General features: G+C 62.4%; 23 protein-coding genes and 1 tRNA gene. 11 read left to right on the top strand and 13 right to left on the bottom strand.

Annotated features, from left to right (window positions below; translation table 11 throughout):
• Window positions 1-48: 48 nt before the first annotated feature.
• The 8 genes from PVW51_RS20175 to PVW51_RS20140 form a co-directional block, all read right to left on the bottom strand.
• Window positions 49-861, bottom strand: a complete 813-nt coding sequence (locus PVW51_RS20175; protein ID WP_274577097.1) for a phage integrase N-terminal SAM-like domain-containing protein — start codon at window positions 859-861, stop codon at window positions 49-51.
• A complete protein-coding gene (locus PVW51_RS20170; protein WP_274577095.1) occupies window positions 861-1190 on the bottom strand; it encodes a helix-turn-helix transcriptional regulator in 330 nt (109 codons plus the stop codon). The genes PVW51_RS20175 and PVW51_RS20170 overlap by 1 nt, the downstream gene beginning before the upstream one ends.
• A 103-nt stretch (window positions 1191-1293) precedes the next feature.
• The gene (locus PVW51_RS20165) at window positions 1294-1506 is read right to left on the bottom strand and encodes a MerR family transcriptional regulator (RefSeq protein ID WP_274577094.1); all 213 of its coding nucleotides are present in this window, start codon (window positions 1504-1506) and stop codon (window positions 1294-1296) included.
• A gap of 47 nt (window positions 1507-1553) precedes the next feature.
• Window positions 1554-2249: a hypothetical protein gene (locus PVW51_RS20160; protein ID WP_274577092.1), complete on the bottom strand. Its 696-nt coding sequence runs from the start codon at window positions 2247-2249 to the stop codon at window positions 1554-1556.
• 11 nt (window positions 2250-2260) lie between these two features.
• Window positions 2261-3430 carry a tyrosine-type recombinase/integrase gene (locus PVW51_RS20155; RefSeq protein WP_274577090.1) on the bottom strand — a complete coding sequence of 390 codons (1170 nt, stop codon included), beginning with the start codon at window positions 3428-3430 and terminating at the stop codon, window positions 2261-2263.
• Between the two features lie 149 nt (window positions 3431-3579).
• Window positions 3580-3669, bottom strand: a tRNA-Ser gene (locus tag PVW51_RS20150).
• Between the two features lie 215 nt (window positions 3670-3884).
• Window positions 3885-4982: a redox-regulated ATPase YchF gene (gene ychF / locus PVW51_RS20145; protein WP_114274680.1), complete on the bottom strand. Its 1098-nt coding sequence runs from the start codon at window positions 4980-4982 to the stop codon at window positions 3885-3887.
• Window positions 4983-5023: 41 nt separating this feature from the next.
• On the bottom strand, window positions 5024-5236 hold the full coding sequence (locus tag PVW51_RS20140; protein ID WP_114275026.1) for a hypothetical protein: 213 nt from the start codon (window positions 5234-5236) through the stop codon (window positions 5024-5026).
• A gap of 202 nt (window positions 5237-5438) precedes the next feature.
• Between PVW51_RS20140 and trpA the strand changes: the two genes are divergently transcribed.
• From trpA to PVW51_RS20125, 3 genes are all read left to right on the top strand, one after another.
• The gene (trpA, locus tag PVW51_RS20135) at window positions 5439-6230 is read left to right on the top strand and encodes a tryptophan synthase subunit alpha (RefSeq protein WP_274577087.1); all 792 of its coding nucleotides are present in this window, start codon (window positions 5439-5441) and stop codon (window positions 6228-6230) included.
• 419 nt (window positions 6231-6649) lie between these two features.
• A complete protein-coding gene (locus tag PVW51_RS20130) occupies window positions 6650-7816 on the top strand; it encodes an alpha-hydroxy acid oxidase (RefSeq protein WP_274577086.1) in 1167 nt (388 codons plus the stop codon).
• Window positions 7817-8034: 218 nt separating this feature from the next.
• On the top strand, window positions 8035-8655 hold the full coding sequence (locus PVW51_RS20125) for a hypothetical protein (RefSeq protein ID WP_274577085.1): 621 nt from the start codon (window positions 8035-8037) through the stop codon (window positions 8653-8655).
• On the opposite strand, the gene PVW51_RS20120 is transcribed toward PVW51_RS20125, so the two are convergent.
• On the bottom strand, window positions 8639-9811 hold the full coding sequence (locus PVW51_RS20120) for an MFS transporter (protein WP_274577084.1): 1173 nt from the start codon (window positions 9809-9811) through the stop codon (window positions 8639-8641). The genes PVW51_RS20125 and PVW51_RS20120 overlap by 17 nt on opposite strands.
• Before the next feature lie 174 nt (window positions 9812-9985).
• Here PVW51_RS20120 and PVW51_RS20115 point away from each other — a divergent pair, with 174 nt between their 5' ends.
• Window positions 9986-10648, top strand: coding sequence for a 50S ribosomal protein L25/general stress protein Ctc (locus PVW51_RS20115; RefSeq protein WP_269362125.1), 663 nt, complete (start codon window positions 9986-9988; stop codon window positions 10646-10648).
• A 225-nt stretch (window positions 10649-10873) separates the two neighbouring features.
• On the opposite strand, the gene PVW51_RS20110 is transcribed toward PVW51_RS20115, so the two are convergent.
• Complete coding sequence (locus PVW51_RS20110; RefSeq protein ID WP_274577083.1) at window positions 10874-12094, bottom strand: GNAT family N-acetyltransferase; 1221 nt, start codon at window positions 12092-12094, stop codon at window positions 10874-10876.
• Window positions 12095-12337: 243 nt separating this feature from the next.
• Between PVW51_RS20110 and PVW51_RS20105 the strand changes: the two genes are divergently transcribed.
• The 7 genes from PVW51_RS20105 to PVW51_RS20075 all read left to right on the top strand — a co-directional run bounded on the left by PVW51_RS20105 (window position 12338) and on the right by PVW51_RS20075 (window position 18589).
• Window positions 12338-13840 carry a calcium-binding protein gene (locus PVW51_RS20105; protein WP_274577081.1) on the top strand — a complete coding sequence of 501 codons (1503 nt, stop codon included), beginning with the start codon at window positions 12338-12340 and terminating at the stop codon, window positions 13838-13840.
• 156 nt (window positions 13841-13996) lie between these two features.
• Entirely contained in the window at window positions 13997-14701 is a 705-nt protein-coding gene (gene pth / locus PVW51_RS20100; RefSeq protein WP_274577079.1) for an aminoacyl-tRNA hydrolase, read from the top strand.
• Complete coding sequence (locus tag PVW51_RS20095) at window positions 14698-15735, top strand: DUF2332 domain-containing protein (RefSeq protein ID WP_274577077.1); 1038 nt, start codon at window positions 14698-14700, stop codon at window positions 15733-15735. The genes pth and PVW51_RS20095 overlap by 4 nt, the downstream gene beginning before the upstream one ends.
• Window positions 15736-15804: 69 nt before the next feature.
• Window positions 15805-16959, top strand: coding sequence for a serine hydrolase domain-containing protein (locus tag PVW51_RS20090; protein WP_274577076.1), 1155 nt, complete (start codon window positions 15805-15807; stop codon window positions 16957-16959).
• 6 nt (window positions 16960-16965) lie between these two features.
• Window positions 16966-17343, top strand: a complete 378-nt coding sequence (locus tag PVW51_RS20085; RefSeq protein ID WP_274577075.1) for a DUF2237 family protein — start codon at window positions 16966-16968, stop codon at window positions 17341-17343.
• 11 nt (window positions 17344-17354) lie between these two features.
• On the top strand, window positions 17355-18008 hold the full coding sequence (locus PVW51_RS20080; protein WP_274577074.1) for a site-2 protease family protein: 654 nt from the start codon (window positions 17355-17357) through the stop codon (window positions 18006-18008).
• Window positions 18005-18589 (top strand): DUF4893 domain-containing protein, encoded by a 585-nt coding sequence (locus PVW51_RS20075; protein WP_274577073.1) that lies wholly within the window; start codon window positions 18005-18007, stop codon window positions 18587-18589. Before PVW51_RS20080 ends, PVW51_RS20075 begins: the two co-directional genes overlap by 4 nt.
• A gap of 57 nt (window positions 18590-18646) precedes the next feature.
• On the opposite strand, the gene trpB is transcribed toward PVW51_RS20075, so the two are convergent.
• From trpB to PVW51_RS20060, 3 genes are all read right to left on the bottom strand, one after another.
• On the bottom strand, window positions 18647-19879 hold the full coding sequence (trpB, locus tag PVW51_RS20070) for a tryptophan synthase subunit beta (RefSeq protein WP_114274695.1): 1233 nt from the start codon (window positions 19877-19879) through the stop codon (window positions 18647-18649).
• A 105-nt stretch (window positions 19880-19984) separates the two neighbouring features.
• The gene (locus PVW51_RS20065) at window positions 19985-20215 is read right to left on the bottom strand and encodes an N-(5'-phosphoribosyl)anthranilate isomerase (protein WP_274577072.1); all 231 of its coding nucleotides are present in this window, start codon (window positions 20213-20215) and stop codon (window positions 19985-19987) included.
• Between the two features lie 60 nt (window positions 20216-20275).
• Entirely contained in the window at window positions 20276-22204 is a 1929-nt protein-coding gene (locus PVW51_RS20060) for an AsmA family protein (protein WP_274577071.1), read from the bottom strand.
• Window positions 22205-22226: the final 22 nt, after the last annotated feature.

The raw sequence follows: 22226 nt of genomic DNA, 5'->3' as shown, positions 1-22226 counted from the left end.
GGGGGGCATTATCCACATCAGTGTAAGGGGGTCATTTTTGGATGCCGATCACCCCGCTACGGGGTCAAAATTGCATGCCTGTTCACAGCGTCTGTAGCCCTCCTGCTTTAACAACCAATCGAAGAATGCTTTGAGATGGGAGACGTAATGTTTGATCGTTGATGCGGACAAATTGTACGGGGCTTGCGCTTTCGAAAGCCTTTTCAGCTCATCGCGCACAGCCGCAAAATCATCTGCGGTGAGCTTGGCAAAAGACTTGCCTTTCAAATTTCTCTCGAAGAAGCGGATCGCCGCAAGATGCTTATCGACGGTTTTTTCGCTATAACCACCAGCATAGGTTTGCCATTTGTGGATGATCCTGTCGTTCTCCACATGAAAATTTGGGGCATCATTTTCCGCTTTAATCCCAATACCCCCACGAACTGAGGCCTTTTCTTCGTGTAGGCACTCCGTGGGGGTATTGGGATTGCGACAATCCTCAACCAAGTCTCGATCAGTCTCACCTGATATCTTTTGAAGCTTGGTTGAGCAGTACGGACAGATGGCGGAGTACATGTGCCGCCCATTATCGGCAAAGTAATCGACGACCGTTCCTACTGGTGGAAACACTGAGGTCTGGCACCCCCGGCACTGAAATTGCCCTGGCCGCAACTTGTTTTTGACCGTCAATCGTTTGCGCTTGTGAAAATAACCAACTGCTGCGCCCCGGAACAGATAAGGCCTTTTGCCATCGGAGGGCTGCAACCCTTCGCCAACCCAGTTGGATACGGTATTTGCGGTGACGGAATATGCCGACATCAACTCCTCGACAGAGTACACTCGGTGCTGTTTAAGCCGTATGCCTTTATAAGATTTGCTCATCAAGGACGACCGTTGGCCTTGGCCAGATTGCTTGAGGTGCAGGCCTCTTGCATCTTCGCCTCAAACAGAACCAGATCGCTTAGTTTCCAGCGCGAGGTACCCGGGCTCAGTTTAATCCGCCGGGGGAAATCGGGATTTTTGTCGTGCCACCGCCAGACTGTCGCCTTTGTAATATTAAAGCGGGCAGCTACCTGGTGGTCTGAAAGGTATTGCTCGGTGCAACGGGTGCAGAGCGCTATCGGTTTACTCGACGTGTCAGCTGTCGGCTTTGGATTTGGTGCGAGCCCCTCAAACAGACCGAGTTGTTTTTTATCGGAATTGGCTGGCATGATCAGGCCTACCCAAAAACAGCCAAGGGGCAACAACTCTGGGCTTTGGTCCAGGTACCGGTAAAGTCTTTCTGGAATGCTTGGATAGGAAAACGCGCAGACATTAGACCGCGCCGTTCTCGTTGGGATCGGTACGATTAGCTTGTGCCCAGGCATTGAGATCGGAGCCGCGATAGATGACTTTGCGACCCAGTTTGTAAAAGGCGGGGCCCTTCATTTTGTGACGCCATTGCGCCAGCTTGGCGCGATCACCGATGATGTCGAGTTCTGGATCGCCCAAGACATAGTTGCGATCGGTTTCAAAAAGGTCTGACACTTTCGACGTTCCTTGCGTTGCGTTGGATTGCAACGAATGGATGCGCCCTAAACTACGTCGTAGGGCAGACCCCGATCTCGAAATCGGGGACCCTTAAGGCTTGATAAATATACGAAAGAAATTTGTTCCTCAGAAGAGACATAGGGCTTGGACGTACCTTTGGGACAGTTTTGGCTCAGTTCCTGACGATATTGCTCAGCGACATGCAGCAGATTTGCTTGTGGCATCGGGTGTTCTTCACAGACGTCGAGCGCCATTCCCAAATGGACCACGCCTCTATAGGTGGCCCAAACTTTTCTTAGGGTATCCATGTCTCTCGCCCCGCTAACGGCATGGCTCTTTGCGTCACCACGAACCTGCTGCAAGATCCCGATTTCAGTTTGAACACCGTCAAATTTCCTATCCAAGATCGAAAGCCAGATTAGCTTTCCAATATGTTCCGCAATGTTGAGACGGCGTTCGTTTCTTTCCTCGTAGCGCCGGGCAGTTTGAGAAAACTCATATGCAGCCTCGCGTCGTTCTGCGGATGTCCTAATAGTCCACTGAACGAAGTTAGCGTTTTCAGGATCGGTGGCCCAACTGCTACCTCCTTCAGCTGCAAGCAAATCTAGCCGGGCGGCCACGGCTTCATGCTTCACGTTTCTTACGGCACGTAGCCTCAGTTCATTCGTTTCTTCACTCAGTGCTAACGGGATCAATTCGACAAAATTCAACTCTGGCTCGTTAATCGTGATCGTACGCATTGATTCCAACCCTAAACGCTGGTGACAAAGCGTGACCACTCGTCCATCAATGCGCGTCTCTTCTCAAGCAAATCAGACCGCGCATAGGCCCTCTCAACCTTTGAGCCAACCTTGTGCGACAAGCTCCGTTCTGCAACTTCCCACTGCCTCTTGCCGGTCTCGGAGACCCAATCCCGGAATGTCGATCGAAAGCCATGCACGGTAACGCCCTCGACGCCCATCCGGCGTAGCAACATCAGCATCGCCATATTGGACAAAGGATGATTGCGCTTTTGGCCCTCAAAAACAAAAACAGATTTGAGCGCTTTCAAAGGCTTAACAATCTCAAGCATTTGAGCAGTCAGAGGGACGCGGTGTTCTTCGTTGCCTTTCATGCGCTCCTCCGGGCATGTCCAAACGCCCGCATCAAAGTCGAGTTCTTCCCACCGCATCTTCAAGACCTCGGTGGTGCGCGACCCTGTGAGGCAAGTAAACCGTAGCGCGTTTGCCGCCATAGCGTTACGGCTCATAAGATCCGCATAGAAGGCGGGCACATCCTGCCAGGCCATCGCTTTGTGGTGCTTTACCTTCACCTTCACCTTGGGCAAGACTTGGGCTTCTTTGACCAAGGTCACTGGGTTTTCCCCTGACCGAAATCCCTTGGATCTAGCGACGTCCAGAACAACCTTTATACGTTGCGCCAAGCGCTTTGCAGTTTCATGCTTTTCTGTCCAGATCGGCGCGAGGCACATCATGACCTCAGGCTGATCAATGCTATCAATCGGCATCCGCCCGAGCTTTGGAAAAGCGTAATCGCGCAAGGTGTTGATCCACTGCTGCCCGTGCTTCGCATTCTTCCACGTCGGCATCCGGTCGATATGAACCTGCTGGGCGACCTCTTCAAAGGTTGGCACCTCTTGGCGGGCATTGAAACGCGGGTTCAGACCTTGCTTAGCCATCCGGCGATATTCGAGCGCCCGCTCACGTGCTTGGTTGATCGTGACGATATCCGCGCCGCCGAGACCAAAGTCCGTGCGCAGGGGCGCGCCTTTTTTGTTCTTCTGGCCTTTCACAACCACACGCACGATCCAACGCCGCGCGCCTGAGGGATCGACCACCAAGTATAGACCGTTACCGTCACCATGCCGCCCAGCGCCGAGATTCTCGACCAGTTTCTTGGTCAGCTTACCAGATAGGGCCATTCAAAATACCACACTCCATACCACTCAAGGAACGAATATAGACGCTATCGAAAGGAACTCAAGGTAAACGACGGCAGGGGCTAAATCCATGCAAGCAATAGAAAAAGGCCGCTTGAAGCGGCCCATTCAAATCGAACAAAAAGGTATGGTGGCGGAGACGATGGGATTCGAACCCACGAGACCCTTCCGGGCCTACTCCCTTAGCAGGGGAGCGCCTTCGACCACTCGGCCACGTCTCCACCGACGCGTATAGCCAAGCGTCCATGGGGATTACAAGGCGAAATTGCCACGGCTGCGAAATCCTGATGGTGGCGGGAAAATCCCCCGCAAAACGCAGTCCCGCATGCGCAGGACAGCCCCAGCCCTGCCCCGCAGAGCCGGGCGAGGCCGTGACCGGTGGTCAGGGCGCCAGCAGGGCGCAAGCCGGTTCGAGGCCGGCCGCGCGTTCAAAAGCTCAGGTATTGAACAGGAAGTGCAGCACGTCGCCGTCCTTGACCACATAGGCCTTGCCTTCGGCGCGCATCTTGCCTGCTTCTTTCGCCGGGCCCTCACCGCCCAGTGCCACGAAATCGTCAAAGGCGATGGTCTCCGCGCGGATGAAGCCCTTTTCGAAATCGCCGTGGATCACCCCGGCGGCCTTGGGGGCCGAGGTGCCGGACTTGATGGTCCAGGCGCGTGCCTCTTTCGGGCCGACGGTGAAATAAGTCTCAAGGTGCAGCAATTCGTATCCGGCACGGATCAGCCGGTCGAGCCCCGCTTCGGCCAGACCCATTTCCTCAAGGAACATCTCGGCTTCCTCGCGGTCAAGCTGGCTGATCTCTTCCTCGATCTGGGCCGAGATGATCACATGGGCATTGCCCTGGGCCGCGGCCATTTCGGCCACTTTCGCAGAGAGCGCATTGCCTTGGGCCGCCTCTGCCTCACCCACGTTGCAGACATAAAGCACAGGCTTGGTGGTCAGCAGCTGCAACATGCGCCAGGCCTTGCGGTCTTCCTCGTCCACCTCGACGACGCGGGCGGGCTTGCCCGCTTCCAGAACCTCCAGCGCGGCGCGCATCAGCCGTTCCTGCTGCACCGCCTCCTTGTCACCGCCGCGCACCTTGCGCACGATGTTCTGCAACCGCTTCTCGATGCTCTCGATATCGGCCAGCATCAGCTCGGTCTCGATGGTCTCCGCATCTGCCACCGGGTCCACGCGCCCCTCGACATGGGTCACGTCACCATCCTCGAAACAGCGCAGCACATGAGCGATGGCATCGGTCTCGCGGATGTTGGCGAGAAACTGGTTGCCCAGACCTTCACCCTTGGACGCGCCTTTCACCAGGCCCGCGATGTCGACAAATGTCATGCGCGTGGGGATGATCGACTTGGAATTGGCAATCGCCGCCAGCTGGTCCAGCCGCGCGTCGGGCACGGCAACCTCGCCCACATTGGGCTCGATCGTGCAGAAGGGAAAGTTCGCCGCCTGCGCCGCCGCCGTGCGGGTCAGCGCGTTAAACAGCGTCGATTTGCCCACATTCGGCAGACCCACGATACCCATTTTGAAACCCATGATGCGGCCCTTTGCTCTTGCGTTTGAGCCCTCCTAGGGGGTCAGCGACGCGCGCGCAAGTCCTGCGCACGGGCGGCGCGTTCGCGCGAGGAGAAGATCAGGAACCAGGCCAGCAGGATGAACATCGGATGGGTCAGCCCGCCGCTGAACAGCAGCGCGGGAATCCAGATCAGAAAGATCACGATCCCCAGGATCGGGTGCCCCGTCAGAAAGATCGAAAGCGGCGGCAAAAGGATGGCAAGCAGGTAATTCATGACATCCATATAGGGGCGTTTTCGGACAGTTGAAGTGGTGCCGCCCCTCAGGGCACCGGAGTGATCCCTGGCCAGATATGGGACCTGAGGCCGGACAGAGCCCCTGCCACGCCGATGAAATCCCCCTGTCTGCCAAGCTGCCGATTGCGTTTTGCCGCAAGTTTGGGCATGCAGCGGTACCAGCATTCCGAAAGGCCCGCCCATGACCCGCATCGACGCCAAATTCGCCGCGCTCAAATCTCAAGGCCGCAAGGCCTTTGTCTCCTACATCATGGCGGGCGATCCGAATTACGATAAATCCCTTGAGGTGATGCGCGGGTTGCCTGCCGCGGGGGTGGATGTGATCGAACTGGGCCTGCCCTTCACCGACCCGATGGCCGACGGGCCGACGATCCAGCTTGCCGGTCAGCGCGCGCTGGATGGCGGCATGACCCTGCGCCGGACCCTGCAGATGGCAGCGGCCTTCCGCGAAGCGGATGACACCACGCCAATCGTGCTGATGGGGTATTACAACCCGATCTATTCCATGGGCGTCGCAGCCTTTCTGGAGGCCGCCAGGACCGCAGGCATCGACGGGCTGATCGTCGTCGACCTGCCCCCCGAAGAGGACGAAGAGCTGTGCCTGCCGGCCCAGGCCGCAGGTCTGAACTTCATCCGCCTGGCCACGCCGACAACAGATGACAAGCGCCTGCCCCGCGTTGCCCGGAACACCTCGGGCTTTGTCTATTATGTCTCGATCACCGGCATCACCGGCTCGGCAGAGGCTGAGGCAACCGACGTCGGCCCCGAGGTCACCCGCATCCAGAAGGCCAGCGGCCTGCCGGTCATCGTGGGCTTCGGCGTCAACACGCCGGAGAAATCCCGCGCCATCGCCGGGGTTGCGGATGGGGTCGTGGTCGGCTCCGCCATCGTTTCACGCATCGCCCGGGGCGACAGCACGGCAGATGTCCTGGCCTTTGTGAAAACCCTCTCCGACGGTGCCCACAGCGCCTGACCGCCCGATATGGCGGACAACCTGTTCCTTTCTTTTTGGCAGATAAATATCCCTGCACGACAGAATCCACGGGCGCGGCATATGCCGGGAAATCACCGGTTCTGACGTCAGTCCCGCGCGGCGCCCATGACCTCGCGCAGACGTACCAGCACCGGCTGCAGCGCATCCTGCGATAGATCTCCAGCCCCTGTCTGAAGCCTGTGCTGGCGGGATCCGCCTGTGCCTCGCGGCTCAGCAGGCCCAGGGCCATCAGACTCTCCAGAACGGGGCCGCCTCCGATCAGGGTTATGGCCTTGCGGCGCGACAGATTCATGCGGTCCCTCCATTTGGTGCGATAGTGCACCGATCGCCCCAAAGCTTTCGATTGATCTCAAATCGCCGGATTGGTAAAGAAAGCAGACCAATATTGGAGTTTTCGCATGGCCGTCATCACCAACATCCAGGATCTCAAGCGGATCTACGAACGTCGGGTGCCACGGATGTTCTACGATTACTGCGAATCGGGCAGCTGGACCGAGCAGACCTTCCGCGAGAACACCTCAGATTTCGACAAGCTGCGCCTGCGCCAGCGCGTCGCGGTGGACATGTCCGGGCGCAGCACCGCCAGCCAGATGATCGGACAAGATGTGTCGATGCCCGTGGCCCTGGCCCCGGTCGGGCTGACCGGCATGCAGCACGCCGATGGCGAGATCAAGGCGGCGACGGCGGCGCGTGATTTCGGGGTGCCTTTCACCCTGTCCACCATGTCGATCAACTCGATCGAGGATGTGGCCGAGGCAACCGGCGCGCCCTTCTGGTTCCAGCTTTATACCATGCGCGACACGGATTACGTCAGCCGCCTGATCCAGCGGGCGAAAGACGCAAATTGCTCCGCCCTGGTGATCACCCTTGACCTGCAGATCCTCGGCCAGCGCCACAAGGACCTCAAGAACGGCCTGTCCGCCCCGCCCAAACTGACGCCAAGAACAATTGCCAACCTGGCCACCAAATGGGCCTGGGGCATCGAGATGCTGCGTGCCAAGCGGCGCGAATTCGGCAATATCGTGGGCCATGTGAAGGGCATATCGGATGCCTCCAGCCTTGGCACCTGGACCGCCGAACAATTCGACCAGACGCTGGACTGGAACAAGATCGCGCGGCTCAAGGAGCAATGGGGCGGCAAGGTGATCCTCAAGGGCATCCTGGATGCAGAAGACGCGAAAATGGCGCTCAAGGTCGGGGCGGATGCCATTGTGGTATCGAACCACGGCGGCCGCCAGCTTGACGGGGCGCTCAGTTCCATCGCCATGCTGCCCGCGATCCTGGACGCGGTGGGCGATCAGGTCGAAGTCCACCTCGATTCCGGCATCCGGTCGGGTCAGGACGTGCTCAAGGCGCTGGCAATGGGGGCCAAGGGCACCTTCATCGGGCGGGCGTTCATCTATGGGCTGGGCGCGATGGGCCAGAAAGGTGTGACAACAGCGCTGGAGGTCATCCACCGCGAGCTGGACATCACCATGGCGCTCTGCGGTGAAACGAAAGTAACCGACCTTGGCCGTCACAACCTGCTGATCCCCCGGGATTTCGGCGGCAACTGGCAGGATTGAGGGCAGGTCAGCACCACCCGAACACGGCTGGGTCAGGGCCCATTGTCCTCTGCGCAAATAGACCGTGAATGTAACGCGCGCCCCGCCTTGAAACTGAATCGCCAATTCCCTGCCGCGCTGCGCGTTCCCGGGACGTTGCCGATGCGATCTGTCTCAGGCCAATGGCGGGACGCTGCAAAGCGCCTTGCAACAGGATGCGGCGATGCTAAGCATGATCCATGCTGATCTTCCTGCGCCACCGCCTTGCCTTTCTGGCCACGCCCAAGACCGGAACCACCGCTGTGGAAATGGCGCTGCGGCCCCGCGCCGAGATCATCTTCGGCAAGAACCGCAAACATGTCACCGCCCTGCGCTTTTCCCGCAAGATCGCGCCGTTTCTGGAAGACACCTTTGGCGTGCGCCCCGACGCCGTGGCGATCATGCGTGACCCCACCGACCAGATTGCAAGCTGGTTCCGCTATCGCGGGGCTGACCGGCTGACGGGCACGGATCTCAGCACGCGGGGCATCAGTTTTGACACCTACGTGCGCGAAGTGATCAGCGACGCCCCCCCGCCGCGCGCCCAGATCGGCAGCCAGTTCAATTTCCTGACCGATGGTGACGGCAGGGTGATGGCAAAACATGTCTTTGCCTATGAAAACCAGTCCGGTTTCCGGCAGTTCATGGCCGACAGGCTGAAAACCGACGTGACGCTGAAGCCAAAGAACGTCTCCCCCGGTGCGGATACCGGGCTAAGCGCGGAAACACTGGCCCTGCTGCGCGCCGCCCGCGCGCCCGAGTTCGCGCTTTACGACCGCATCATCGCCGCGCAGGGGCATCTGATCACGCCGCAGGGCTAGCAATTGTTTGCGTCATGCTGCGCCGCGCCAGCGCGGGCAGCACGGCCAGGGCCGTCAGGCACAGGATCCCCGCCACCACCACAAAGGCCGCGCGCAGGCCGAAGCCTTCGGCCACCAGCCCCATCAGCGGCGGACCAAAGAAAAACGCGCCATACCCCAGGACCGAGGCGCGGCTGATCGCGGCCAGCCGCATGTCGGGTGGCACCAGGCGGCCCAGCAGCCCCGGTGCCAGCGGGGCCACCACGGAAATGCCCAGGCCCCCGATGGCAAAACCCAACAGCGCGACCGGCACGCTTGGCGCCAGCCCGGCCAGCCCGATCCCGGCGGCCGAAAGCAGCGTTGCCAGCAGCATCAGCCGGGTGTCGCGGATGAACCGCGACAGGCCGTGGCCAAAGAGCCTGCCGATCCCCATTGTCAGCCCCAGCGCGGCGGGGCCCAGCGCCCCCTCCCCCGCGGTGCCGCCCAATGTCCGCTCCAGATGCAGGGCCGACCAGCCTTCCGACGCGGCCTCGGCCAGAAAAGCAGTCAGCACCACCAGACCCACCAGCAGGACAACGCCATGGGGGATCTGACCGGGCAAATCGGGCAGCGCGGTCTCTTCCGCCTCGGCCACCCGGTCGCGGGCGGCATGGGCCAGGATCAGCAGCACGGCGAACAGCAGCAGAAACACTACCCACGTGGCGATGCGCGCCTCGCGCAGCGCGCCGGTGGCCAGCGCCGCCCCGGCATAGGCAAAGCTGTAGAGCGCATGGTTGAGGTTCATCAGGCTGCGCCCCTGCCGCGCCTCGATCTCCGAGACGCGGGCATTGATCAGCACGTCCACGATCCCCGACCCGATGGAGGCCAGCGCAATGCCGACCACCAGCAGCATCAGTGTCGTCGATATGCCCGACATCAGCATGCCCAGCGCAAGGATCGCGATGCCCAGCGTTACAGCGACCCGGCTGAACGCCCGCTGGAACAGCGGTGCCAGCCACATGGCAACGACCGCACCCGACGACGCCAGCAGAATCGCCATACCATAGGCGCCGTCACTGGCCCCGACATGCGCCTTGATCACGGGCATCTGCGCAAAATAGGTGGCCCATGCCACGCCAATGGCGACAAACCCGGCCAGCGGCCTGCGCGACAGATAAAGATCCTGTTTCAAACCCATGCCCGCCCCTGCCATGCACCCGCCGCCTTGCCAAGGCCCCGGATGCGAATTTGCCCTTTTCATACGCGCTTTTCGCGTCTATACGCGCGGCTTCATGCGGGTGTCCCCCTTCAGGGGTCCCGTTTCTTGGGGACGACAGCCTTGGAGGCGTCCCGTAACATATTGGAGATTAAAATGGCCGGAGAGATTCCAGATCTTGAAGCCCAGGTACGGACGGGGACAGGCAAGGGCGCCGCTCGTCAGGCACGCCGTGATGGCATGGTACCGGGGATTGTTTTTGGTGGCGACGCAGACCCGCTGCCGATCAACATCCCGTTCAACAAACTGCTGACCATGCTGCGCAAGGGCCGCTTCAAGGCGACCCTGTTCAACATGAAGGTGGAAGGCCACGACGACGTGCGCGTCATCTGCCGCGACGTGCAGCGCCACGTGGTCAAGGACCTGCCGACACATGTCGACTTCATGCGTCTCAAGCGCACCACCAAGATCAACCTGTTCATCAACGTCCAGGTTGCGGGTGAAGACGTGTCTCCCGGTCTCAAGAAGGGCGGCGTGCTGACATTGGTCCGCCCCGAGGTGGAACTGGTCGTGACAGCTGCCGACATTCCCGAAAGCATCACCGTGGATGTGTCGGGCCTGGAAATCGGCGACAGCGCGACAATCGCTAACGTCAAGCTGCCCGAAGGCGCCAAGCCCGTGATCGACCGCGACTTCGTGATCGCTCAGGTCTCCGCGCCCTCCGGTCTTGCATCGCAGGATGACGACGAGGCAGAGGATGTGGCAGCAGACGAAGTGCCGACATCCGAAATGGGTGACGCCGAAGCCAGCGAAGATTGATCCATTCCTCAGCGGAACGGACAACGGGGTCGCCCATGGGCGGCCCCGTTTGCGTTTGAGGGGATGCGGAGTTTCCCCAATACGGATGAAAAAATGTGACCTGAGGCGCAGGCCGGGCCGGGGTGCTTCTGGCAAAGGCACCGCACCAACGAGACGGCAGGTTGCCCCATTTCGTGCAGATCGCCGACCCGACAGTTGAATCTCGGCCTACCGGCCCGCCGAGATTCAGGACATGATCCGCGCCAACTGGGCACAGGCGCGGGCCGCACGACCGGTATCGCCCTCTTCGATGAACCCCTGCAACCGCGTCAAGGCGGCCCCCAGGCAGAGTGAATCGAACACATTGTCGTCACCCGGCGCCCGGCGACGCGCCTCAAAGAACAGCACCTCGATGTCCTCCGCCCCATAGCTGTATTTGTAGGCCTCGTTGCCATGGCTGAAATCATAGCAGCCGAACCCCTGTTCAATCGCCCAGGCGATGGAATGATAATGCAGCGCCGCCCCGACAAAAGGCTCCTCTGCCGATTGATCCCGGCCCACCAGGATGAAATGCACCATGCCCCGGCGCGGGTCCACCACATGACCCAGCCCGCCCAGCGGCCTGTCCCCCTGCCACAGCAGCGGCAGGAACAGGTTGCCGGTGCGCGCGGCGGCTGTCAGCATCCTGCGGTATTGCGCCACGATCCCGGCGGTCTGGCGGCCCTTCTTTTCGCCCCATGTGTCGGCCCAGAAGCCCATCAGACAATCCAGATCCGCCTCCAGCGTCTCTTCGGTGGCATGGGTGATCCGGTAGGTCTCCGTCTCAAGGTGTTTACGGTGGAAGCGGTTGTATTGCTGGCGCTTGTTCCGGCTCACCCGGGTGCCAAGATAGGTGTCAAAATCAGCCGGCAGCGCCACCTGCGGGCATTTCAGATTATCCGTCTCGCCCCGGTTGATCATATAGGGCAGATAGCGCACAGCGATCCCCGCCGCCTCCAGCGCATCGGTAAAGATGCGGCAGCGCTCCGGCTGGGCGACATAGCGCATCGACAGCGAGATCCAGGGCATCGCGGCCAGATGGCGTGCCGCGGCCTCCAGCCCCGCCTGCGCACATTCGGGCGCGCAGAGAAATCCGGTATATTCGCTCCACAGCAGACGGCCCCCCGCCTGCAACTGGGTCTGGAACTCCTGCCGGCTGCCGCTCCAATGCACCCGGTATTTCAGCGGCACAAGACAGACCACAGCGCCGCCGCCGTCGTGGACCACCAGAACGCTCCAGCGATACAGCTGATCGGCAAAGGCCTCGCGCAGCCAGTCCCAGGACAGAAATACCGTGCCTTCCGGGTCGCGCTGCTCCAGCGCCTGCCAGGCCTCTTTCAGGGCCGCGAACCCCGCCTGGGTGTCGACAACTTCGACCCGCAGGTCAGCCCCCTGCGCCGTGCCTGCCGTGACGATATCATGCTTCATCAGATCAACTGCCCTGTTGCTTCCGCGGTCCCGCCTGTCGGAGGTTTCCGCGCAGGCGCATCCTGCCGCGCAAATCTGGCGGCAATGGGCGCAGAATAAGAAAAATCCTGGTCACGAAACGCCACCCGGCTTCCGGCGCCCGAGGTCCTGCCAGACAGCCGGCAAAGGGGCGTCTGTCCATTTTAACGAAGTCTATGTTACTATAATCCTTGATGATTCGCGCGTTTCGATAGGGAGCACACCATGGGTTCAATCGCCTTGCTGGCCTTGCTGTCCGGTTTGCTGCTCACCGCCACGTTGAGTTCGGACGACGACGACTCGCCCATCGACACCCCCGAAGAACCGGAAACCCCGGTCGATCCCGATGATCCGGACACGCCCGTCGACCCCGAAGAACCGGAAACGCCACCCGACACCGGCGCAACCTTCGACGCCACCGAACAGGGCGTGCAGATCGAACTGGGCGAGGATGAGACCGGCTCGCTGGCCGTCATCTACTACACCGACACCGAAGATTCCGGGAACCCCGACAATTATCTGCAGGTCGACGAGGCGCGGTTCTACCTCGTGCCGGAGGGGGTGGACTGGTCATCGGCAAGCTGGGAAACCCAATTCGACATCCCCGGGGGGGACAGTTACGGCGGACCGCCGAGCGGGTACGAACTGGCGGATTTCGAAGAAGAAAACGGCCTCGAACTGCTGGGTGTGGTCGATCTGCTCGGGGTCCCTCATGTCAGCGAAGACCCCTCCGACCGCATCGGAGAGATCACCACCAATGCGCCGGTTGCCGGATACTACCTTGAGGCCAATACCGACGGCGACGAACTGGTCACTTTCCTGCCGCAGGATTACGTGGTCACCCGCGAAGGCGTGCCGGAACTGCCGGTGTTTGAAGATACAACCGGGACGGAAGAAACCGACTGGCTCTCTGCCGATGCCGATGGCATCACCGTCGATGGCGCGGATGGCGACGACATTCTTGAAACAGACAATGACGATGTGACCCTGATCGGCGGGCTGGGCGATGACACCATCGAAGCACGGGGCGACGATGCCATTATTCATGGCGGGGAAGGCAACGATATGGTTCAGGCCATTTCTGCCACGGTCGAGGGCGGCGCGGGTGACGATTCTCTCACGATTGTCGGCGGCACGGCCAACGGCGGCGACGGCAACGACCAGTTGAATGGCTACGGCGACGGACCAAACCTGCTGCGGGGCGAAGCCGGCGATGACCGCCTTTACGTCAGCGGCAACGGGTCAGAGGCCTTTGGCGGCGCGGGCGACGATTTTCTGAACGTGAACAATGGCACAACCGGCCATGGCGATGCCGGCAACGACACATTGCAGGTGGCATCGGGCGGCACGGCCTTTGGCGGTGACGGCGACGACCACTTTAGCCTGTGGAACCAGTTCCGCGACAGCGACGGCGCGGCAGTCATCACCGGTGGCGCCGGGGCCGATACCATCGACGCCCGCGTCTGGAATGCCGGTGGCGGAGAGGCCGATGATTTCTACCTGCGCATGACCGATTTCGACCCGGCAGAAGATGTGCTTCAGGTCGGCACCTTCCAGACCGGCAACGCGGTGGATGCGGTCGAACTGATCGAAGCGCCCGATGGCAGCCATACCGACGTGCGGATCACCTTCACGCCACGCAGCGCCGGGTCGGTGCCCGGCATCGCCGTGATCCGGCTTGAAGGAACCACCGGCATGACTGCGGATCAGGTCATCATCACCAGCTGATCCAGGCCGGGTTCTTCACCCTTTTGCCAGCGATCATCCCCACACATCTGCCGCCCCGCCGGCGCCGCGCCGGGCGCAGGCCTGCCGGTTGCCGTTGCGCGTTCCACTTCCAACCCGCCTTTGATAAGCTGCACCGGAACCACGCAGGAGACACGCATGAAACTTATCGTCGGCCTCGGCAACCCCGGTGCCAAATACGCCCGGAACCGTCACAACATCGGCTTCATGGCGCTGGACCGGATCGCCACCGACCACGGGTTTCCCGCCTGGAAGGGCAAGCACCAGGGCGCCATCAGCGAAGGCCGGTTCGGCAGCCTGCGCGCCGTGCTGCTCAAGCCCGAGACCTTCATGAACAACTCCGGCCAGTCGGTGCAGGCAGCGGCCAAGTTCTACAAGATCGAACCGCAGGATATCATTGTTCTGCATGATGAAATCGACCTCGCCCCCGGCAAGGTCAAATGCAAGTCAGGGGGCGGTCACGCGGGCCACAACGGGCTGCGCTCGCTGCATCAGCACATCGGGCCGGCGTACCACCGCGTCCGGCTGGGGGTGGGCCATCCGGGCCACAAGGACGCCGTGCCGGGCTATGTCCTGCGCGATTTTCCCAAGGCAGATGAGGATTGGCTCGACGATGTCCTGCGCGGCATCAGCGATGGCGCTGCGGAGCTGGCGGCCTGGGACACGGCAAAGTTTCTGAACACGGTGGCGATGCGGGTCAGCCCCGCGCGCTCCGGCACCGGCAGCAAGGGGCCGCAGGGCACCAAACCTGCGCCTGAGCCTGCACCTGAATCCGCCCCGGCAGATGAACCGCAGACAGCGCAGAAATCGCCGCTGCAAAAACTGATGGAACGCTTTCGATGAACCTGCAGGAAGCCTTTGAATATCAAGCCGATACCTGCAGCCGCATGGGCTCCCCCTTCATGGGGAAACTGCTGACCATCCTGGCGGCAGACTGGCCTGCGGACAGAGCATTGGGCCGCAAGTTCGCGGCGTTTGAGGGCGACATCGGTCCGGCAGGCCATTCGCTGCCCCTGCGCATCGCGGGCGGGTTGCACGCGCTGGTGCTGAACCGCGCCGCCCCCGATCTGGCAGCACTCTATCCGCCTCATGCCACCAGTGATGCGGCACTGCGCGACGCCGTGCTGGCGGCCCTGTCCAGACATGAGACCTTCCTGCTCGACTGGACCAAAAGCGCACCGCAAACCAACGAGGTCCGCCGTTCCGCCGCCCTGATTGCAGGCGCACATGCGGCGCTGCAGCATTTCGACCTGCCCATCCACCTCAGCGAGCTGGGGGCCAGCGGCGGTCTGAACCTGATGTGGGATCACTTCGCCCTTGAAATCGACGGCACACGCTTTGGCGCGCAGACCCCGGTGCTGACCCTCACGCCGGAATGGACGGGGCCGCTGCCCCCCGCAGCCAGGCCCCTAGTCGCATCCCGCGCCGGCGTTGATCTGAACCCGCTGGATCCCGGCCGCAGCGAAGACCTTTTGCGCCTGACGGCCTATCTCTGGGCCGACCAGCCCGAACGTCTGGTGCTGACGCGTGCAGCGGCTTCCGTGGCAACGACCCCGGTGGCCAGGGGCGACGCGATCGACTGGCTGGCCCGACGCCTGCCAAGCGCCCCGCAGGGCCGGCTGCACCTGATCCAGCATACCGTCGCCTGGCAGTATTTCCCGAAACCCGTCCGCGACCGGGGCCGCGCGATGATCGAGGCCGCAGGTGCCAAAGCCACGGCCAACCGCCCGCTGGCCTGGCTGTCGATGGAAAGCGACGGCGACACCACCGGCAAGATCGGCGCGGCCCTGTCCCTGCGGCTCTGGCCCGGTGACATCACCCTGGACCTGGGGCGCGCCGATTTCCATGGCCGCTGGATCAAATGGACCCATGGTTGAAATTGCGCCTGACGCTGGTGCCGCACGCGGCCCTGTGATTGGATACCCGCAAACAAAGGGAACCACCCCATGCGCAGATTTCTGAAATGGACCTTCCGCGGCCTTTTGCTGCTGGGCGTTGTGATCCTCGCGGTCGGGCTCTGGAAACGCGAGGAGATTACCCGGCTGATGGCCGTCAACTCCCTGTTTTCCGAGGAAAAGATCGTCAACAACTTCAGCCATATGGATCAGGCCTTCCTGACCGTGGAAGTGCCACGGGGGAATGGCCCGACCAGCCCGCTGCCCTATGGCCCTGACAAGGCGCTGCCCGAAGGCGCCGATGCCTGGACAGAGGAACGCAGCCTGACCTCGCTGCTGGTGCTCAAGGACGGCCAGATCGTCCATGAAAGCTATTACAAGGGAACCGGCGCAGAAGACCGCCGGATCAGCTGGTCGGTGGCCAAAAGCTATCTTTCCGCGCTGGTCGGGGTCTTGCTGGCAGAGGGCGCGATTGACTCCATCGACGATCCGGTCACCAAATACGCCCCGCGGCTGGCCGGCGGGGCCTATGACGGGGCCACGCTGCGGCAGGTGCTGAACATGGCCAGCGGCGTGACCTTTGACGAGGATTACCTGGACTTCAATTCGGACATCAACCGCATGGGCCGGGTGCTGGCCCTGGGCGGCAGGATGGATGACTTCGCCGCCGGTCTGACAGAAACATTCGCCCCGCCCGGAGAGACCTGGCAATATGTCTCCATCGACACCCATGTGGTGGGGATGGTGGTGCGCGGCGCGACCAACCGCACGGTGGCCGACCTGCTCAGCGAAAAGATCATCCAGCCGCTGGGGCTGGAATACGCCCCCTATTACGTGAGTGACGGTGTCGGCACCGCCTTTGTGCTGGGCGGGCTGAACATCACCACAAGGGATTATGCCCGCTTTGGCCAGATGTTCGCCGAGCGCGGCACATGGCAGGGCCGGCAGGTGGTGCCCGCCGACTGGGTCGACGCCTCGACCAGGGCCAGCGCGCCGGGCGGGGCGGGCTATGGCTATCAATGGTGGATACCTGACGGATCAGCCCCCGGCGAATACATGGCCCGCGGCGTCTACGGGCAATATATCTACATCGACACCGCGCGGCAGGTTGTCATCGTCACCACCGCCGCAGACCGCCAGTTCCGCGAACCGGGGGCAAACCAGCAGAATGTGGACATGTTCCGCGCCATCGCCCAGGAGATGTGAAGCCAGATGGAACCAGAAGACAGCATCAACGTGACGGGCGGCCCCCTGGCCATTTGCGGCACCGACCCGGTGACCGGCTTTTTCCGCGACGGCCAGTGCAACACCTGTGCCGCCGATCAGGGCAGCCACACAGTCTGTGCCGTGATGACCGCCGAATTTCTCGCCTATTCCAAATACGTCGGCAATGACCTGAGCACGCCCCGCCCCGAATACGGCTTTGCCGGGCTCAAACCCGGTGACCCCTGGTGCCTCTGCGCGGGCCGCTTCATGCAGGCCGCCGACGAAGGCTGCGCGCCGCAGGTCCACCTTGCCGCAACCCACCGCCGCGCGCTGGATATCGTGCCGCTGGAGGTGTTGCGCGCCCATGCCACCGAGACTGACTGAGGAGCCCGCCGATGTTCGGCAATGACAAGCCCATCTGGCAATTCAACGGCCCCTGGGGCATCCCGGTACAGATCGGCGGCACCATCATCATCCTGCCGCTGATCTTCGTCTCCTTCAGCGGCGGTGCGATCCTTTATGACCTGATCTTTGTCGGGATGCTGATCGGCTCGATCCTGCTGCACGAACTGGGCCACGCCTGGGGCTGCCGGGTGCAGGGCGTGCCGGTGCGGCGCATCATGATCCACGGCGGCGGCGGGTTCTGCGAACAATCCCGCTCTGCCAGTTTCCGCGAGCAGGAACTGATCGTGGCGATGGGGCCCATCGTCAACCTGGTGATCTGGGCGGTGGCCTCGCTCATCGCGCCCTATTTCGCCTATGGGGTGGCCGCCTGGGCGATCTACTGGCTGGCGGTGATGAACCTGTTCCTGGCCCTGTTCAACCTGCTGCCGGTACATCCGCTCGACGGCGGCAAGCTGTTCCAGCTTGTCCTGCTCCGCTTCCTGCCCGCCGCCACCGCCACAAGGATATCGGGTGCCGTCGGGCTGGTGATTGCCCTGCTCTGGCTGCCGGGGATGATCTGGCTCTATTTCAACGTCGGGCTGGTGCTGTTCTTCTTCCCGCCGATCCGGCGCCACCTCGACATGTTCAGGGTCAGACAATCATGAGGCGTCTCGCCGCTCTTCTGGCGCTGCTGATCTGCAGTGGCGCGGCCTTGGCACAAGGCGATCTGCGGCCCGGCGATGCCGCGCGGCTCGACCGCTTCGATGCCTCGGCCGGAAGCGCCCTGTTGCAGGCCTTCTCCGGCGGCGCGCCGGAGGATGTGGCGGCCCTGGCCAAGGCATTGTCGGGCACGGCGCAAGTGGCCTTCGATGAAACCCTGGCAGGTGACTGGTCCTGCCGGACCATGAAACTGGGCGGGCTGTCGCCACTGCTGGTCTATACCGATTTCAAATGCCGCTTCACCCTCCGCCCGGACGGCAGCTTCGGTTTCGAGAAACTGACAGGCTCGCAACGCACCCGCGGCACGATCACCTTCCGCGAGGGGCGGGCGATCTATGCAGGCGTCGGCTATATCGCTGACGAAGACCCCGCCGATTACGCCGACCTGCCCGCCGACTTCACCTCAGACGGGCGCGTGCAGACCAATGTCGCGGTCTTCGAACGCGTCAGCCCCACCCGCGCAAGGCTGATGTTCCCCGCCCCCGCGGTGGAAAGTGACTTCGACATCCTCGAACTGACCAGATAGTCTCTTTTTGGCCCAAAATATCCCGAGAGCGCGAGAGCAGAGCTCTCGCATTCGCGTCTACGCGAATTCCCCCATCTCGAAGCCAAGCGCCTTGGCCACGGTAAAGATGTCCTTGTCGCCCCGCCCGCACATGTTCATGCAGATGATGTGATCCTTCGGCAGCTCCGGCGCGATCTTCATCACATGGGCCAGCGCATGGCTCGGCTCCAGCGCCGGGATGATCCCCTCCAGCTCACAGCACTTCTGGAAGGCCGCCAGCGCCTCGCGGTCGGTGATCGCGACATATTTGGCCCGTCCGATTTCGTGCAACCAGGCATGTTCCGGCCCGATGCCGGGATAATCCAGCCCGGCAGAGATCGAGAATCCTTCCAGGATCTGACCGTCCTCATCCTGCAGCAGATAGGTCCGGTTGCCATGCAGCACGCCGGGACGGCCGCCGGTCAGCGAGGCGCAATGTTCCATCTTCTCGTTCACGCCCTTGCCGCCGGCCTCGACCCCGATGATGTTCACCCCCTTGTCGTCAAGGAAGGGATAGAACAGCCCCATCGCATTGGACCCGCCGCCAATCGCGGCAACCAGCGTATCCGGCAGACGGCCCTCGGCCTCTTCCATCTGGCCGCGCACCTCCTTGCCGATGATGGCCTGGAAATCGCGCACCATCGCCGGATAGGGGTGCGGCCCGGCCACGGTGCCGATGCAGTAGAAGGTGTCGCGCACATTGGTCACCCAGTCGCGCAGCGCGTCGTTCATCGCATCCTTCAGCGTGCCACGGCCGGAGGTCACCGGCACCACTTCGGCGCCCAGCAGCTTCATGCGGAAGACGTTGGGGGCCTGCCGCTCCACGTCATGGGCGCCCATGTAGACCACACATTGCAGCCCGAACTTGGCGCAGACGGTGGCGGTGGCCACCCCGTGCTGGCCCGCGCCGGTTTCCGCGATGATGCGCTTCTTGCCCATGCGGCGGGCCAGGATGATCTGGCCCAGCACATTGTTGATCTTGTGCGCGCCGGTATGGTTCAGCTCGTCGCGCTTCATATAGACCTTGGCGCCGCCCAGCTCCTCGGTCAGCCGCTCGGCGAAATAGAGCGGGCTCGGGCGGCCCACGTAATGTTTCCACAGGAAATCCATCTCGGCCCAGAAGCTCTCATCGGTCTTGGCGATCTCATATTGCTCTTCCAGCTCCAGGATCAGCGGCATCAGGGTTTCAGAAACGAAACGCCCCCCGAAATCGCCGAAACGGCCCTTTTCGTCGGGGCCGTTCATGAAGCTGTTGAATAGGTCGTTTGCCATGGGATGCTCCTGCGTCTGCGCGCAGCAGATGTAGCGCAGCGGCGCGGCGGGCGGAACCCCAAGACTTTTGCAAAAGTCTTGGCCATTTCCCTGCAGGGAAATGCCTCACTCGATCAGATGCAGAGGCTCACGATTGCAGAAGACGACATAGTCTTTCCCGTTGCGCACCGCACGAAAGCCGCGCCTGCGTATTTCATCCTCAAAGCGTGAACAGCCGACGATCCGCTCCACATCCCGCGCCGACCGACGCACGACCCCGCCCCGCTGCGCCGCCCTGGAGGCGAACAGCTGGCCCAGCCAGCGATCAGGCGTCATATGCGGCGGCATGAAGGACATGCCCAGAACCTGCCAAGACATGCTTGCCAAAGGGTTAACCGGCCCCGGGCCCTGAAACCGCTATTCCAGGATCTTAAGCAGCCGCTTCTTCAGCTTGTCCTCGACCTTGTCCTTCACCGCATCCTCGATGGACTGGCCCCCCTGCGGGCTCAGGTCCAGTTCCTCCGCCAGCTTCTGCTTCACCTGATCCTCGATCTTCGCCTTCTCCTCGGCAAAGTTCAGATCGACCGCCGCTTTCAGGTCGGGCCGGATCGACGGGTCCGCCCAAGGGCCACTGATGCGCACCGGCACCGCCAGCCCCCGGTCGCCGTTCACCCGCAGCGCCTTGGGGGTCACGGTATAATCCAGCGTCTGTGCACCAAGGTTCACCTGCCCCGCCCCGGTCGCGTTGAAATTCGGCAAGAGCAGCAACAGGTCGTCATTGCGCAGCACGCCCCCGTCCATGGTGAATTTCGCCCCCAGCGAATCGAACACCGTGGTGCCGCCCTTCACGTCGAAAGACCCCAGCAGCGCATCCAGGTCGATCCCCTCGATGGTGCCGCGCCCGACCTTGACCGCGCCCTTGCCCGACAGCGACCGCATGATCGCATCCACGTTCTGCCCGACACCCAGGAAAGACACCTCGGCATCGCCCTGCCCGCTGAACCGGGTCAGCCCCGCAAGATCGCTCAGCAGCGGGTTCATCTGAACGCCCAGCGCCTGCACCGCGCCGCCCACCGACAGGCCGGAGCGGTTGTTGGCCACGAATTGCCCGGTCAGACGCCCGCCATAGGCCGCCACTTCGCGCATCTCGAAGACCATGCGCGAACGGTCATTGGTCAGCAGGGTCCGCGAGGCTCCGAGCTTCAGCACGCCCAGGTCGATGCTCTCTGCGCTCAGCGCAATCGCCCCGTTGAAGGCGGCAAGGCCGGAGGCATCAATCGGCGCCTTCGACCAGCCCGCGCCGCTGTCACCAGAACCACCGGACCCGGCACCCTCCGTACCGCCGGTCAGCCCCGAGAGGTCCAGCGCCCCGGCCGTCAGCTGCGCATTCACCTGCGGTGTGCCGTTCAGCCCCACATCCGCCGCACCGCGCAGGGTGTTGCCACCCAGATCCGCGACCAGCTCACGCAGGGACAACTGCCGTTCCGGCGTCAGCGTCAGCGCTGTCGTGACATTCAGGCGCTGGCCCAACCCCTGCGGCAGCGCCACACCCGGCTGGCCCAGGGCGGCCAGGAAGGCTTGGGTATCGCCTGTCTCAAGCGTGACCTTGCCCGCCACCGCCCCGTTCAACGCCGCACGCCCGTCAAGGCTGGCCTTGCCCGCCTGTGCCGTCAGTGTCGCCTTCACCGGCTGCACCTCTCCGGCCAGGAATTGCGAGAACGCGCCGATCCGTGCCGTCACCGTCACTGGCGCCGCCGCCGGGCGCAGCACCGCGCGCAGGTCCGCCGGGCCGCTGGCCTCGGGCCAATCCAGCGAAAGGTCCACCCCGGAGTAAGACACCAGGTCCGCCCCTTCGGCATCATAGATCAGCGTCGCATCGGTGATGTTCAGCTTTTCGATGGTCACGGGCCGCGCCGCGCGCTCCGGCGAGGTTGCGGTTTCGATCTGCGCATCCCCGCTGGCATCGGTAAACTGCCAGCTGGCCCGCCCGTCCTTGCGGCTTTCCAGCCGGATGGTGGGGCTTTCCGCCTCGATGTTGGTGATCCTGATCTCGCCCCGCAGCAGCGCCATGGCATCCACGCCGATGGCCGCGTTCGTGGTGCTCAGCATCGCGCCTTCCTTGGCCCAGTCGGCATTGCCGACCTCAAGTTCGCCGGCCCTGACCCCCAGCACCGGCCAGAAGGTCATCGACACCCCGCCGCTGATGGTCACATCGCGCCCCGTCACCTTGCGCAGCTGATCCGCCGCAATCCCCGCGATCCGGTCGGCGGGCAGCATCAGCAGCCCCACCACCACCAGAACCAGGATCAGCACCAATGCGCCGATGATCCGAACAATCCATTTCATAACCGCACTCCTCAAACCATGA

Source organism: Sulfitobacter sp. PR48, assembly GCF_028807335.1.
Taxonomy (GTDB): Bacteria; Pseudomonadota; Alphaproteobacteria; order Rhodobacterales; family Rhodobacteraceae; genus Sulfitobacter.
The sequence above is the reverse complement of the archived record's forward strand: the minus strand, read 5'-3'. Positions and strand labels throughout refer to the sequence as shown.

Coding starts and splice junctions, on each gene's coding strand:
- PVW51_RS20175 (WP_274577097.1), bottom strand. CDS start 861: ATGAGCAAATCTTATAAAGGCATACGGCTTAAACAGCACCGAGTGTAC.
- PVW51_RS20170 (WP_274577095.1), bottom strand. CDS start 1,190: ATGCCAGCCAATTCCGATAAAAAACAACTCGGTCTGTTTGAGGGGCTC.
- PVW51_RS20160 (WP_274577092.1), bottom strand. CDS start 2,249: ATGCGTACGATCACGATTAACGAGCCAGAGTTGAATTTTGTCGAATTG.
- PVW51_RS20155 (WP_274577090.1), bottom strand. CDS start 3,430: ATGGCCCTATCTGGTAAGCTGACCAAGAAACTGGTCGAGAATCTCGGC.
- ychF (WP_114274680.1), bottom strand. CDS start 4,982: ATGGGTTTCAAAATGGGTATCGTGGGTCTGCCGAATGTGGGCAAATCG.
- PVW51_RS20140 (WP_114275026.1), bottom strand. CDS start 5,236: ATGAATTACCTGCTTGCCATCCTTTTGCCGCCGCTTTCGATCTTTCTG.
- trpA (WP_274577087.1), top strand. CDS start 5,439: ATGACCCGCATCGACGCCAAATTCGCCGCGCTCAAATCTCAAGGCCGC.
- PVW51_RS20130 (WP_274577086.1), top strand. CDS start 6,650: ATGGCCGTCATCACCAACATCCAGGATCTCAAGCGGATCTACGAACGT.
- PVW51_RS20125 (WP_274577085.1), top strand. CDS start 8,035: ATGCTGATCTTCCTGCGCCACCGCCTTGCCTTTCTGGCCACGCCCAAG.
- PVW51_RS20120 (WP_274577084.1), bottom strand. CDS start 9,811: ATGGGTTTGAAACAGGATCTTTATCTGTCGCGCAGGCCGCTGGCCGGG.
- PVW51_RS20115 (WP_269362125.1), top strand. CDS start 9,986: ATGGCCGGAGAGATTCCAGATCTTGAAGCCCAGGTACGGACGGGGACA.
- PVW51_RS20110 (WP_274577083.1), bottom strand. CDS start 12,094: ATGAAGCATGATATCGTCACGGCAGGCACGGCGCAGGGGGCTGACCTG.
- PVW51_RS20105 (WP_274577081.1), top strand. CDS start 12,338: ATGGGTTCAATCGCCTTGCTGGCCTTGCTGTCCGGTTTGCTGCTCACC.
- pth (WP_274577079.1), top strand. CDS start 13,997: ATGAAACTTATCGTCGGCCTCGGCAACCCCGGTGCCAAATACGCCCGG.
- PVW51_RS20095 (WP_274577077.1), top strand. CDS start 14,698: ATGAACCTGCAGGAAGCCTTTGAATATCAAGCCGATACCTGCAGCCGC.
- PVW51_RS20090 (WP_274577076.1), top strand. CDS start 15,805: ATGCGCAGATTTCTGAAATGGACCTTCCGCGGCCTTTTGCTGCTGGGC.
- PVW51_RS20085 (WP_274577075.1), top strand. CDS start 16,966: ATGGAACCAGAAGACAGCATCAACGTGACGGGCGGCCCCCTGGCCATT.
- PVW51_RS20080 (WP_274577074.1), top strand. CDS start 17,355: ATGTTCGGCAATGACAAGCCCATCTGGCAATTCAACGGCCCCTGGGGC.
- PVW51_RS20075 (WP_274577073.1), top strand. CDS start 18,005: ATGAGGCGTCTCGCCGCTCTTCTGGCGCTGCTGATCTGCAGTGGCGCG.
- trpB (WP_114274695.1), bottom strand. CDS start 19,879: ATGGCAAACGACCTATTCAACAGCTTCATGAACGGCCCCGACGAAAAG.
- PVW51_RS20065 (WP_274577072.1), bottom strand. CDS start 20,215: ATGTCCTTCATGCCGCCGCATATGACGCCTGATCGCTGGCTGGGCCAG.
- PVW51_RS20060 (WP_274577071.1), bottom strand. CDS start 22,204: ATGAAATGGATTGTTCGGATCATCGGCGCATTGGTGCTGATCCTGGTT.